This is a genomic window from Paraburkholderia sp. MM5482-R2, assembly GCF_050436125.1.
In the GTDB taxonomy this organism is placed as follows: Bacteria; Pseudomonadota; Gammaproteobacteria; order Burkholderiales; family Burkholderiaceae; genus Paraburkholderia; species Paraburkholderia tuberum.
In genome coordinates this window covers 764,178-776,644 of the sequence record NZ_JBNDLP010000004.1, presented here as the reverse complement: position 1 = coordinate 776,644, position 12,467 = coordinate 764,178, and the positions used below count along the sequence as shown (strand labels likewise).

General features: G+C 62.1%; 14 protein-coding genes and 1 pseudogene. 4 read left to right on the top strand and 11 right to left on the bottom strand.

The genetic code is table 11. From position 1 onward, the window contains the following. Positions 1 to 104: 104 nt before the first annotated feature. A pseudogene (locus OKW37_RS39625) lies at positions 105 to 581 on the top strand (ABC transporter ATP-binding protein); the annotation flags it as partial. A 44-nt stretch (positions 582 to 625) separates the two neighbouring features. On the opposite strand, the gene OKW37_RS39620 reads toward OKW37_RS39625, so the two are convergent. Beyond that, the gene (locus OKW37_RS39620; RefSeq protein ID WP_184067916.1) at positions 626 to 1,489 is read right to left on the bottom strand and encodes an alpha/beta fold hydrolase; all 864 of its coding nucleotides are present in this window, start codon (positions 1,487 to 1,489) and stop codon (positions 626 to 628) included. Positions 1,490 to 1,597: 108 nt separating this feature from the next. Here OKW37_RS39620 and OKW37_RS39615 point away from each other — a divergent pair, with 108 nt between their 5' ends. After that, positions 1,598 to 2,449 (top strand): LysR substrate-binding domain-containing protein, encoded by an 852-nt coding sequence (locus OKW37_RS39615; RefSeq protein ID WP_184044869.1) that lies wholly within the window; start codon positions 1,598 to 1,600, stop codon positions 2,447 to 2,449. 177 nt (positions 2,450 to 2,626) lie between these two features. Here OKW37_RS39615 and OKW37_RS39610 read toward each other — a convergent pair whose 3' ends face one another. Continuing rightward, the gene (locus tag OKW37_RS39610) at positions 2,627 to 3,757 is read right to left on the bottom strand and encodes an MBL fold metallo-hydrolase (RefSeq protein WP_184067913.1); all 1,131 of its coding nucleotides are present in this window, start codon (positions 3,755 to 3,757) and stop codon (positions 2,627 to 2,629) included. Positions 3,758 to 3,841: 84 nt separating this feature from the next. Between OKW37_RS39610 and OKW37_RS39605 the strand changes: the two genes are divergently transcribed. After that, on the top strand, positions 3,842 to 4,456 hold the full coding sequence (locus OKW37_RS39605) for a TetR/AcrR family transcriptional regulator (protein ID WP_429401850.1): 615 nt from the start codon (positions 3,842 to 3,844) through the stop codon (positions 4,454 to 4,456). A gap of 125 nt (positions 4,457 to 4,581) precedes the next feature. Here OKW37_RS39605 and OKW37_RS39600 read toward each other — a convergent pair whose 3' ends face one another. Beyond that, on the bottom strand, positions 4,582 to 4,770 hold the full coding sequence (locus OKW37_RS39600) for a hypothetical protein (protein ID WP_429401852.1): 189 nt from the start codon (positions 4,768 to 4,770) through the stop codon (positions 4,582 to 4,584). Between the two features lie 455 nt (positions 4,771 to 5,225). On the opposite strand from OKW37_RS39600, the gene OKW37_RS39595 reads away from it, so the two are divergent. Then, the gene (locus OKW37_RS39595; protein ID WP_429401854.1) at positions 5,226 to 5,792 is read left to right on the top strand and encodes a winged helix DNA-binding protein; all 567 of its coding nucleotides are present in this window, start codon (positions 5,226 to 5,228) and stop codon (positions 5,790 to 5,792) included. 91 nt (positions 5,793 to 5,883) lie between these two features. On the opposite strand, the gene OKW37_RS39590 is transcribed toward OKW37_RS39595, so the two are convergent. From OKW37_RS39590 to OKW37_RS39555, 8 genes are all read right to left on the bottom strand, one after another. Further along, positions 5,884 to 7,197, bottom strand: coding sequence for a Rieske 2Fe-2S domain-containing protein (locus OKW37_RS39590; RefSeq protein WP_429401856.1), 1,314 nt, complete (start codon positions 7,195 to 7,197; stop codon positions 5,884 to 5,886). A gap of 119 nt (positions 7,198 to 7,316) precedes the next feature. Then, complete coding sequence (locus OKW37_RS39585; protein WP_429401858.1) at positions 7,317 to 8,672, bottom strand: purine-cytosine permease family protein; 1,356 nt, start codon at positions 8,670 to 8,672, stop codon at positions 7,317 to 7,319. A gap of 130 nt (positions 8,673 to 8,802) precedes the next feature. Further along, entirely contained in the window at positions 8,803 to 8,985 is a 183-nt protein-coding gene (locus OKW37_RS39580; RefSeq protein WP_429401860.1) for a Tar ligand binding domain-containing protein, read from the bottom strand. An 88-nt stretch (positions 8,986 to 9,073) separates the two neighbouring features. Next, a complete protein-coding gene (locus tag OKW37_RS39575; RefSeq protein WP_429401862.1) occupies positions 9,074 to 9,439 on the bottom strand; it encodes a BON domain-containing protein in 366 nt (121 codons plus the stop codon). 40 nt (positions 9,440 to 9,479) lie between these two features. Beyond that, positions 9,480 to 10,223, bottom strand: coding sequence for an SDR family NAD(P)-dependent oxidoreductase (locus OKW37_RS39570; RefSeq protein ID WP_429401864.1), 744 nt, complete (start codon positions 10,221 to 10,223; stop codon positions 9,480 to 9,482). Between the two features lie 20 nt (positions 10,224 to 10,243). Then, positions 10,244 to 10,843: a bacteriohemerythrin gene (locus tag OKW37_RS39565; RefSeq protein WP_429401866.1), complete on the bottom strand. Its 600-nt coding sequence runs from the start codon at positions 10,841 to 10,843 to the stop codon at positions 10,244 to 10,246. Beyond that, a complete protein-coding gene (locus OKW37_RS39560) occupies positions 10,768 to 11,313 on the bottom strand; it encodes a cupin domain-containing protein (protein ID WP_429401868.1) in 546 nt (181 codons plus the stop codon). The genes OKW37_RS39565 and OKW37_RS39560 overlap by 76 nt, the downstream gene beginning before the upstream one ends. Positions 11,314 to 11,341: 28 nt before the next feature. After that, positions 11,342 to 12,457 carry an alcohol dehydrogenase catalytic domain-containing protein gene (locus OKW37_RS39555; RefSeq protein WP_429401870.1) on the bottom strand — a complete coding sequence of 372 codons (1,116 nt, stop codon included), beginning with the start codon at positions 12,455 to 12,457 and terminating at the stop codon, positions 11,342 to 11,344. Between the last annotated feature and the right edge of the window lie 10 nt (positions 12,458 to 12,467).

The following is a 12,467-nucleotide window of genomic DNA, read 5'->3' as shown; positions in this document are numbered from 1 at the left end:
CCGCTGGCCGCCCAATGAAGAGGCAGCGCGCTTCGGCTGAAGCCGTCGAAATCGCTGGCGCGTCCCGAAGTGGGCGCGCGGCTCGTGGAGTAAAGCGCGGACTACGACCGCGCCAGCGCGCGCTGGCCGGCATCGGCTGGGTGCCGCAGGAACGCAATATCCTCAAGTCGCTGACGGTCGAAGAGAACCTGACGGCGATCGCCGTGTCCGGTCCGTGGGATCTGGCTCGCATCTACCGGATGTTCCCGCGCCTGCAGGAGCGCCGCGCCAATATGGGCAACCAGCTCTCCGGCGGCGAGCAGCAGATGTTGGCCATCGGCCGCGCGCTGATGCTCAATCCCCAGGTGCTGCTGCTCGACGAACCGCTCGAGGGCCTCGCGCCGATTATCGTGCAGGACTTGATGCGCATCCTCTCGGAGATCATCCGCGAAGGCCTCTCAGTGATTCTGGTCGAGCAGAACGCGCGCCAGGCGCTGGGCATCACGCACAACGCCGTGGTGCTCGAGCGCGGCTCGGTCGTTCATTCGAGTACGGCGGCCGAGTTGCTGGCCCAGGATCACAAGATCGATACCTTGCTGGCGGGGAAAACCAGCGTGCACGCCGGAGCACTCTGCCGCCAACCGGGCTACACCGCGAAAGTCGCAACCGCCCTGTTGAACGCATCCGGTCTCGCGACATTCATCCCATGCGACGCACCGTCGATCGTTTCGCGTTCGGCAAACTCGATCCACTGTTCGAGCTTGTCGACCGTATTGCGGAACATACGGGGACTTTTCTGGCCGTCGATCAACAACGTACGGCACTTGATATCGCGCGCGGCTTCCGGCGTATAGGCGGGAAGCGGATCGAGCAACTGCTTTGGCAGCGTGAGCGCGTTGTCGAGCGCCATGCGACGAAAGCTCTCCGGGCTTTTGTTCCAGAACCCCGGCATGCTCACCGAGTCGACGAACATCGACAAGCCGGCGTCGAACTCGCCCCGCTCGATCAGTTCCGCGACCCGTGCGCGCAACACGTTGGTCGCCGGCGGCATGAACGCGGGCTGCCCCCTCGGTTCGGTTTGCAGCGGGCCGCCGGGATCGGCTAGCGTCAGCGTTTTCACGAGGCGCGGAAATTCGCGCGCGAGATGGAAAGCCACGCACCCACCCCGCGAGTGACCGACCAGATGAACGGGAGCAAGGTCGAGCGCCGTGATGAATCCGGCAATTTCCTCGACGTGCGCTTCCCAACTGAAGTCGCTGTGTCCAAATGCATCGATCTCGGGCCAGTAATGGCTCAAGCTCGGCGCGAAGCAGCGAAACCGACCCGACAGGGAGGCCATCTGGGCGTCCCAATAGCGATAGTCGCAAAGCGAGCCGTGCACGAACACCATCGGCTCGCCGCGCCCGGACTCGACATACGGTATCGCAAGACTCGATGCAGTGGTCACAAACGATGGCGCGGACGCGCCAAAGGCCGGGGCCAGAATCGATGGGCTGGTACGTGCATTCATCACAGGGCTCCTTTGGCGCCACTATCGAGGGTGTGCTCGCAAAAGAAAATCGCATAATATTGATGGAATCGATCTACTTTTCTGATATCAACCATCATGGCAACGGAAATGAAAGCGCTCGATCTGGACGTGCTGTCCATGATCATCGCGGTCGCGGACGCCGGCACGATCAGTCGCGCGGCGCAGGTCGTGCATCGTTCGCAATCGGCGGTGAGCATGCAGATCAAGACGCTCGAGACGGCGCTCGGCAAGGCGCTTTTCGTGCGCAAGCCTCGCAGCGTGGTGCCGACACAGGACGGCGAAATGCTGTTGACCTACGCGCGGCGGATGATCGCCCTGCGCGACGAAGCGTGGGCAGCGGTGGTACGGCCCGACGTGACCGGACGCGTGGTGATCGGCGTGCCTGACGACTATGCGACGTCACTGTTCCCGCCGATCCTCAAGAAATTCTCGGCGACCTATCCGAAGGCGGAGATTCAGGTAGTGGGCCTGCCAAGCGTCGCTCTCGAGCCCATGTTGAAAGACGGCACGGTCGATCTCGTCTGCGCGACGCGCGTGAAAGGATTGCACGGCGAGTTCCTGCGTCACGAACCGATGGTCTGGGCCGCCGCGCCAGGCGCGACCGAGATCTGGCGTGAAAGGCCCTTGCCCATCGCCGTGTTTTTGCCCGGCAGCGTCGCGCGGGAGAAAGCCATCCGGAGCCTGGAGCGCGCGCGCATCACGTATCGAACCTCGTATGAAAGTCCGAGTCTGCTGGGTCTGCTGACGATGGCCGAGGCCGGACTCGCGGTGACTCCTTTGGCCAAGTGCGCGGTACCGGCTCACTTCTCGCTGCTGGGAACCGCGAATGGCCTGCCGGAAATCGGCACGCTTGAAGTCGTGCTGGCGCGAAGTGCCGCTTCGAAACGACCTGTGTGCGATTTTCTCGCGGAACGCATTCTCGCCGACCTGAAGAATTAACCCGCAGATCGACGGTTGCGTATCACGCCGCGGCGGACAGTTCCGACGGAGCGTACTTCGAGGTCGCGAGCGCTTCGGCGGGAACGGCAACGTGCGCGCGCCGCACCCGCGCGCCGCCGAGAAACAGTCCGCTCGGGCGCTCTCGTCCGCCGCAAAGACGTGGCGGTGCCAACGACCTCAGGACGACTCCCCCTCCTGGACCCCGCGCGACGCGCACATCCGCCACGAAGCCTTCGGCACGGCAGCGGTTTGCGCAACGTCGCGCCACCAGCGTTCGCCGCGATGCACCGCGGTCAGATCGAGCCGCTCGCCCATGCGCGGTGTCGACAGCGCGACGCCGCGCGCGAGCGCCAGCCCCGTCACCCTTTCGAACGGCTCCTGCCAGCGATGCATCGCGAGGTCGAAGGTGCCGTTATGGATCGGCACGAGCCAGCGGCCGCGCAGGTCGATATGCGCCTGCACGGTTTCTTCGGGCTGCATATGGACGTATGGCCACATCGCGTCGTACGCGCCGGTCTCGATCAACGTGACGTCGAATGGTCCGAGGCGCTCGCCGATCGCGCTGAAACCCTCGAAGTAACCGGTGTCGCCGCTGAAAAACACGCGCAAATCGTGATCGACGATCACCCACGACGCCCACAACGTCCGGTTGCCGTCGAACAGGCTGCGCCCGGAGAAGTGCTGCGCGGGCGTCGCGGTGAACTCGATGCCCTCGACCTCCGTGCCCTGCCACCAGTCGAACTGCCGGACCTTTGCCGCGTCGATACCCCATTCGATGAGCCGGTCGCCGACCCCAAGCGGCGTCAAAAACACCTCGGTATGCTGCGCCAGTATCAGCACGGTTTCGCGGTCGAGATGGTCGTAGTGATCGTGCGACAGGATCACGCCGTGCAGCGGCGGCAAATCGTCGAGTGAGATCGGCGGCGCATGAAAGCGCTTCGGACCGAGCTTGCGGAACGGAGACGCCCGCTCGGCGAACACGGGATCGGTCAGCCAGAACTTGCCGCGCAACTTCAGCAGCATCGTCGAATGACCGAGCCGGTACAGGCTGCGGTCGGGCGCCGCGTCGAGTTGCGCGCGCGTCAGCGTTTCGACCGGCAATGCGTCGGCCGGCACGGTGCCGCGCGGCTTGTTGAACAGCACCGTCCACGCGAGGCCGAGCGTTTTGCGCAGGCTTTCCGCCGGACGCGGCTTGACGTTGCGAAAGCGCTCGCCGTCATGCTGCGGCGACAGGCTGAACCTCGCGCGGCTGCGCAGTGCGGCGTTCACGCCGAGCATTCGGCGGACAAAGGCGGGAAGCGACGTCATGAAGTTGACCTTCCGAAGAAAATTTACACTCGGCAGTGTAGTTTATTTTCAAGAAAAGTAAACTGGCCAGTGTAAAATCGTTGGATGGAATCCTGTGCCCGCCCCCAACGTCTGACTGACCGAAAGCGCGTCGCGATCGTCGCTGCCGCGATCGAGGAATTCCTCGCGGCCGGCTACGACGCTACCAGCATGGACCGTATCGCCGCCCGCGCGAATGTCTCGAAGCGCACGGTCTATAACCATTTCCCGAGCAAGGAAGCGCTTTTCGCGGCGATTCTCCATCAGCTGTGGGACGCGAGCCATGACGGCGATGCACCCTCTTATCGTGCTGACCAACCGTTGCGCGCGCAGTTGCTCGATCTGCTGGAGCGCAAGCTGCGGCTGCTTCACGACGAGTCCTTTTTGTCGCTTGCACGGGTGGCGATCGCGGCTGGCATCCATTCACCGGAGCGCGCGCGGGACATGGTCGCTCGCATGGGCGAACGCGAGGAAGATCTGACGGCGTGGGTCCGGGCGGCCGCCGCGGACGGCCGCATCAAGACCGATGACCCCGTCTTCGCGGCACTGCAGTTGCAGGGGCTCGTGAAGGCTTTTGCCTTCTGGCCGCAAGTGGCGATGGGGCAAGTGCCGCTCGATGCCAAGGAGCAGATGCGCATCGCGGAAGCGGCGGCGGATATGTTTCTCGCGCGGTATGCGTGAGTCGGTTCGTCGGGTTGGGGCGTCAGGTCGATCGCGACTGGAGGGTTGATCTGCGTCGAGTCTCTCTGTCGTTTGTCGAACACTACCGATGGCTGGAATTGCCCTTCATCCTCCTTGAATCGACTTTAATTCATCAATGGTAGGGCAATCTGTTCGAGGGTTCGCAGTCCGCGCCTTCCGCGAATGATCAGCCAGCGCGAGCGGATGCCCTCTGTGAGCGACTGCACGTTGTCGCCCAGTTTGTATTTTCCCCGCAGCATTTCCTTGCCCGACGAGATGCCGCGGTGGCAGGCCTCGATCAGCTTCTTGCGCATCGAAGCCGAGAACCCGACCCATTGCCGAAGCAGAGTTCGATCAGCGAGTCGACGAGCGCGGTCGCGACCGACCTGAGTGATACGCAATACCGTGGAGTTGGACTACGCAAAGCGTTCGCCTGCGCCTGACCTGTGTCCGGCACTTTCCAAGGACTATCAGCTGCGCGGTGATGCGACCGCCAGCAAGAGAACGAAATTCGCCCGATCTAGACCCAACCTGACATTCAGGTTACGCAACCGACGCCAAGCCCCCGGACTTCGGCGGAAAATTTTCGAAAAATTGGTAGATCATCCAGTGTCATTCAACATATTGTCGATTGATAATTGATTTCATGCACCGGCCGCGGCAAGTACACACCGACTTGAAATTGTCTCGCGATGCCGGTGCTGGACGGCAGCCGGACCAGCCGGGGCCGCACTCCCCTGTCGACAATCTTTGATAAGCGAGTCAAGCAATGGAACCGAGGTTCTACCGATCGTGGCATCTCGCAAAATCTGACGCCGAGTTCAAGATCGCGGAGTTCGAGTGGTCACTGATTCGTTTTTACGAGTCCTTCACCCGCTTCGTTCTGGCAACAGGCGTCGTTACGATCACAGCGAACGTCGAACTCAAACATCAGGAGCACGTGATCCTTCACGTCATTCGTATGCAGGACCGTCCCAAGACCAGCGCAATGATCGGACGATTGATGAACCGCGACGATATTCCCAACATCCAGTACAGCCTGAGAAAGCTGGAAGCCGCCGGGTTGATCGAAAAGCTACAGGACACGAGCAGCAAGACCTACCTGTATTGTGCGAGCGATCTGGGGATCCGATTGACGGACGAGTACTACGAGGTCCGAAAAGAGATACTGGTTCAGCGCCTCGGGGAAATCAGCGACACAGAGGAGAAGTTCGAGCGCTACGCGCGCTTCATGTCTCTGCTTACTGGGATTTACGATGAGGCTGCTCGCGACGCCGCCACCATCACACCACAGACTGAAAAAGTGCGACAGCCACCGGATCGGCGCAAAGCGTGACACAGCAAAAGGAACCCTGAATCGGGTCCTATTCGACGAAAACAACCCCTCCCCCGGCGCAAAGTCCGAGGAGAGAGGTAGCACGGGCGGATCAGTCTTCGACCCGCTCGGTCTTGTAGGTCATCCGCTTGCCGTCCGCAGCGCGCTTGAAGCGCAGGCTGCTGTCCTTTCGTGCCCCCGGCACGCCGCGTCCCGGTTTCGCGATGCCGCGATTCCAGCGCGAAGCAACCTTGCGCCAGGTGATGGCCGAGATGTCCGTTGCGACCATCTGCTCGCTCTCCCATCCGGTGCCGTCACCGTAGAAGTCTTCCATCGACTCGCGTGCATAGATATCGCAGTCGTTGAAGCCATGCAGTGCCAGCGGCTCATAGACACGCTCGTAGCGATATTTGTGCGCCTCCAGTTCCTCCGGCGTGTTGCAGACGCGCACGATCACTTCCCAATACTCATGCGTGTCGTCGGTAATCGGCACGAACCACTCCAGCTGGGTCATATGTTCGCCCGGCCAGTTCTCGACCGCCACGAGTCCAGGCAACACGATCGAAGTCCGATAGGGGCGGCCTACGAGTCCAGGCACTTTCAGTCCCAGTTCCTTGTTTTCCAGCACCGGTTGCCACTTGTCAGTGCCGAGCCACTGCAGCATGCCCTTGGGACCGTCAGGGTCTTCGAGGGTCTCGACGCAGTCTTCGCCGCTCGGCAGCAGGCCAAGCGGAAGGACCCATTCCATCGCGTGAATGATGCTGTTGTCCTTGTGCAGCAGCAGATGAGCGTTGTCGATGCCGTTCTCGCACGCAATGCGCCAGTTCGTGAAGCCGATGCGATGAATGCCCATCGTCACCGCGTTCTCGTCGAGCAGACTGGGCACGGCCGGCCACAGCGGGTGCGGGTAGCGGTCGCTTTGCTTCGGAAAGCGCACCGGCAGATCCTGTTCCAGCGACGGAACGTCCTCAAGCGGGAAATCGTCGTCGCGCACGAAGACGAAGATCATGCCCGCGACTTCGTGCACCGGATAGCTCGTAATGCCGACCGTGCCGATCAGCTTGTCCTCGGGGTTCGCGATGATGGTCGCAAGCCTGCCCGTTTCAAGGTCGAACGTGAAGCCGTGATACCAGCACGATATCGTCTTCTTGTTGAAGCACATCGGCTTTTCGGAAAGGCGAACGCCACGGTGCAGACATTGATCCTTGAGCGCATGAACCTTGCCGTTCGCGCGCCTCAATACAATCGGAATCCCGCATATCTGCACGCCTTCCACTTGGTCCTCCGTCAGTTCGTGGCTGAAAAGCGCCGGATACCAGTGATTGACGAAGCCCCACGCAGCGTCCTTATAGGGCTGGTATTGACTCGATGTACCACTATTGCCGCCACTCACCGTGCGGCGGCGGACGATCGTCGGGTCTGACATTACTTCGCTCCATGATGAAATCGGGCGCCGCGGACTTGCCGTTCGCACGGCCCGGTTGACCAAATCAGTGCGTGGGCCAGCCTGCAATGCCTGGCCGTTATCGAAGCCAAATAGGTGAATTACGTCGTGACGGAGATGGAGCGCTTGCCATGCATCGACACCATCAGGTACGCGGCGACCGAAACCACAAACGTTGCCGGCACGGAAAACGTGTGGAGCGATTCCGGTCCGCTCATCACGCCAATGCCCGCCGCGACGCCGACAAACCACGAAATCAGTCCGCCGGAGTTGAAGGTCGGCACGTTGCACAACGTCGATTCGAGTGCGTCGTCGGAAGTCCGCTCCGACTTGTGCGACAGGATATGGGCGAGCGCCACCGCCACCCACGCGACGACGAACACTCCTTGATAGGCGAGTGCGAGGAGCAGCTTCGAGAAGATGCCGGACAGCATCAGCGCGTACACGATCACGCCGACGACGATCGTCCAGACAAATTTCGGCAGCTTCAGACCGAGGCCTGCTTCGAACAGTGCCTGCGTATTGATGGTCGCGAGATAGTAGTTGGCGGTGTTGATGCGAGTCTGCGTGACGACGAGGAAGCCGAGTCCCCAGAGTCCCATCAACTTGAGCAGCGCGAGCACGACCGATACCTCGGACAGCGCGCCTTGTCCGGGGATCGTGCTGACGAGATAAATCCCGATCACGCCGTTGACGATAAACGTAACAAACCAGAACGGCATGCCGAAGTTGATCACACTGTGATAGCGGACGTCCTGCTTCTTGCCGAAGCGCGCGAAGTCGAAAGCGGCGAGCATGAACAGCCACACGCCCATGTAGTAGACGAAGCAGTCCCACCAGCCGTTCGACACGACTGCCCCCTTCGTCTCGCCGAAATGCATCCAGGCCGGGCTATAGCCGTGCGTGGACGTCGCCACTACCACAGCCGCGACCAGGCCGGCCGCGTAGAACGGCAGAAGCACGCCGTTGAGCTTGTCGAGCCAGTTCTGCACGCTGCCGAAAACGAGCGGCACGCTATAGGCAACCACGATCAGGCAAGCCAGTGGATAGGAAACGGATGGAAAAAGACTGTTCAGCGCGACCGCGATAACGGAACTCTCGAAGACGGCATAGTAGATGACGGTTGCCGCGAATATCAGCGTTGCCAATGCGGCGCCCGCACTGCCGAACAGCACGCGGGAGAAAAGCGACACGGAAAGACCCGTGCGGATCGCATAGTTCGTCAGCACGTAGTTCACGGCCGAATAAACGACCACGGACATCACCATCCCGATCAGCGCATTGGTCGTGCCGTAATAAAGCGCCAGCGTTGCGCCGATGATCAGATACACCATCGCGCTGCAGAGCCCCCACCAGGCCATGGTGAGCGCGAACTTAGGCATGCGCGAACTCTCCGGCACCCTGATGGTCGAGACATCGACTTCATCTTCCTGCGTCAATTCAATCGTGCTAGGCATGACTCTCTCCAAACGTTCCGCCATTCGGCGGACAATTAGTTAGTAAAGCCAACTGAAGTACATGAGGCTGATTCAACTTCGCTTTGGCCCCTCCACCGAAGGGCTTGCTCCGACGCCGTCAAACGTCAACTCAAACCGCCGCCGGCGCTTCCACGCTGAATGCAGACACGAGGCGCGTCTCGTACACCGCTTTCAACGACGCGTTCACCCGGCCAATACTGCTCAGGCCGAGCATGCCTGTCCCGGTCAGGAGCAGACACAGGAAAGCCATCGCGATGGTCAATCGCGACTTGACGGTGATGCCGTCAAACATGCACGTCCTTCTTTTGGCTGATTCCGTATTGATTCGTCGTCCCGGGCGTGATCGTTCAACGTCCAATTGCTCGCGCCGGGACGACGTCTCACTGTCCCACCGGTCGTATGGTCAACTGGTTGTTCACCGACACGACACCGGGCACACCTTGGGCCGTGCGCAACGCAAGCTGGAGTTGGGACTGCTCCGGCACCCACCCCTGCAAAGTGAGCGCGCCGTCGTTCGCGCGTACTGCAATGCCCGACGCGTTGAGGCCCTTGGTGTGAGCCAGCGCGCGGCGCACTTTCTTCTGCAGTTGCCGGTTCGCCGCGCGCGTCGCGCTTTTGCTCTGGTCCGAAGCCGCGCTCGCAGCCGGCGTCGAAGCCGCTGCGCCGCCGCCCTGAGCATTCGCACCGAAGGCAATCAGCGCGATAAGCGCGCCGCCGATATACCGTGCTGCACGATTCGATCTCATCGTTCTTTCTCCTTGTGTCCCGTGAGCCTGAAATGGTCGTTCAGGTTGTCATGCCGCCGTCGACGGAAAGGGTGGTGCCAGTCACATAGGCCGCCTTGTCGGACAGCAGCCAGAGCACCGCGTCGGCGACTTCATGAGGCTGGCCGATGCGGCGCATCGGAATCATGTCATCGAGCAGGTGCACGTCGCCGTCGGTCGAGCGCATGTAGTTCGGCGTCTCGGTTGCGCCCGGACACACGGCGTTAATGCGGATACCGCTACCGGCATATTCCTTCGCGACCGCACGCGTGAGGCCGACTACCGCGTGCTTGCTTGCAACGTAGTGAGCGATGCCGTTCATGCCGCGTAAGCCGAAGATGGACGCGTTGTTGACGATCGCGCCGCCGCCCGCGCGCAGCATCGCTTCAACCTGATACTTGACGCCGTAATAGACGCCCTTGAAGTTCAGATCGATCACCCATTCCGACTCTTCGACCGGTGTCTGGTCGATGGGCTTAAAGTCCGCGTGGCCGCCCGCGTTATTGAATGCGAAATCGAGCCTGCCGAAGCGCGACTCGACGAACGCGACGAGCGCCTCGTTATCCTCGCGACGCGATACGTCGGCCGAGCGGATTTCCGCCCGTCCTCCGGCTCGCCGGATTTCGTCGCGCACGGTCGCAAGCTTTTCTTCACCGCGTCCAGCTAGCACGACGATCGCGCCCTCGCGCGCCAGCGCAAGCGCCGCCGCGCGCCCCATGCCCGAGCCGCCGCCCGTTACGAGTCCCACCTTGTCCTGCATGATCATGTTTAGCTCCGTCACTTCGTTCAGGCCGCCTCAGCCACTTGCAGATCGCGTCGCAACACGACGGGTGCGCCGCCATACATCTTCTTGTTGATCCACGCCGACAATGCCGAATCCATATAGTCGGCGTGACCTGGAAACCAGTCGACCAATGCCTGTGCGAGACGCTTGACGTCCTGCAGGCCGACCTGGCCAATGGCTGCGAGTGCGTTCACCTTTTGCACGGCCTCCATCACCCGTTGGTGCTCGTCGAGATGGCATTCGGCGGCGGGAAAATCGGTCTTTTCCATCCATTCCTGCTCGACTGCGAAGTGGGACAGCAGATGCGCCTCCACCGCCTGCAAGCAGACCAGCGCAGTATGCTGCGTACAACCGGCGAGCGCCGTCACCACTTCGACAAACTCTTCATGCGCGGCGTCGATCGGCGCGTGACCGAGCAACATCGCGTCGCTCCATTCCAGCGTTTCGGCGCGTGGTGCCCTGGGCGGCCCGTCGTGGGGATGTTCTGCTTGCTGACTCATCGTTTGCTCTCTCACTTCGTTTGCCGTTACCGCGCTGCCTGCGTCTCGGCGCCGATCAATACCGCCACCATCACCGCCGGCATCGTGCTGCGATTGCGCCATGCGTGGCGCGTGCCGTTCTGGATCACGATGTCGCCTGCCTTCAGATGGCGCATCTCACCGTCGTCGAGTTCGAGCCACAATTCGCCGGCAACGATGATGTCGTAGTCGACCGACGCGGTACGGTGCATGCCTGAACCATCGGGTTCGAACGCCTGGGCGAGGCCAGGCAGATGGGCTTCGTATTCCGCGCCAGCCGCAACCGGGTCGAAGTCCGCGGAATCGAGCGAGCTGTCCGGCGGGAACTGCACGACGAGCAGGCGTGTGCCATGCGGATCGGGCACCACCGACTGGATGCCGACCACCGGGTCCTTGCCGTCATGCGGCAGGGGCGCCATGCCCTGCAGCGTCGCCCATGCCAGCGTGGTCTGGAAGCCGGGCACGGCTGCGTAGTCGTGCGTATTGACGACGGGGCCATCGGAGACGATGACCGACTTGCCGTCTTTCTCGCCTGTCACGACGCGTCTTACCATGATGTTCTCCTGTTCGATTCGGGCTGTTTCATTGAACGATGACGACGTTGACGAAGCCGCCAGCGCGTTTTTCTGCTTCCGAGAGTGCTTCGTCAGCCTGATCGAGCGTGTAGCGGTGGTGTTCGAACACACCGAGATCGAGCGTGCCGGCTGCAGCCATCTTCGCCAGGTCCTGGCCTTCGGCAACCGAGAACCAGAGCGAGCCGATCACGCTGACCTGCGCGCACATCATCTCGTGCAGGTTCAGCGGCAGCGGGTCGGTCATCGCGCCAATTTCGACGAGCCGGCCACCACGCCTGAGTGCCGCCATGCTGTCGAGCGTGACCTGATGCGAGGCGCCCGGCGCGATTGCGTCGATGACCGCGTCGACGCCCACACCGTCCGTCTGCTCGCGGGCCCAGTCGGCCAGCGAGCCGGTGCCGTACGAAAACGTGCGGATACGCTGCGGATCGAGTGCACGCACACGGGCGAGCAGCGCTTCGTTGCGCGCGACGCACAGGATGCGAGTCGCGCCCATCGCGCGTGCGATCTGCACGGCGCCCAGACCCAGCGTGCCGCTTGCGCCCACGATCAGCACGGTCCGGCCCGCGCCGACGCCTGCCTTGCGCAGACCCGAATACGCGGTGCCGAGGTAGCCGAAACGCGCGGCCTGCTCGAAGCTCACTGCTTCAGGCAGCTTGACGAGGCCGTCGGCGGGCGCCGTTGCGAACTCGCTGAAGCCGCCGTATGGGTATTGCCGGTACATCGCCTTCGATTGCGGGCCAAAGCCGAAGTAGCCCTGAAACGTGAAAGCCACGCAGTTGATCGACTGGCCTGTCCGGCACGCGTCGCACGATCCGCACGAGCGGCCCGGATTGATGTAGACACGATCGCCCGGCACGAGTCCGGTCACGGCGCTGCCCACCTCGGCAACCACGCCGGCCGCATCCAGCCCGTAGATGGCGGGCAGATCCGGCACGGTGAGGTAAGCACGCTCGCCGTAATTGCTCATTACGTTGCGCAGATTCGGCACGACGCCGGACGCCTTCACGTCGACGAGGACGTCGGTCGGCCGCAGCAGTTCAGGGCGCGCGATCGTGTCGAGCACGAAGCGGCCGCCGGGTTCGTGTACACGCATCGCGCGCATGGTGCAGTGGTTGCTCATGGTGGTATCT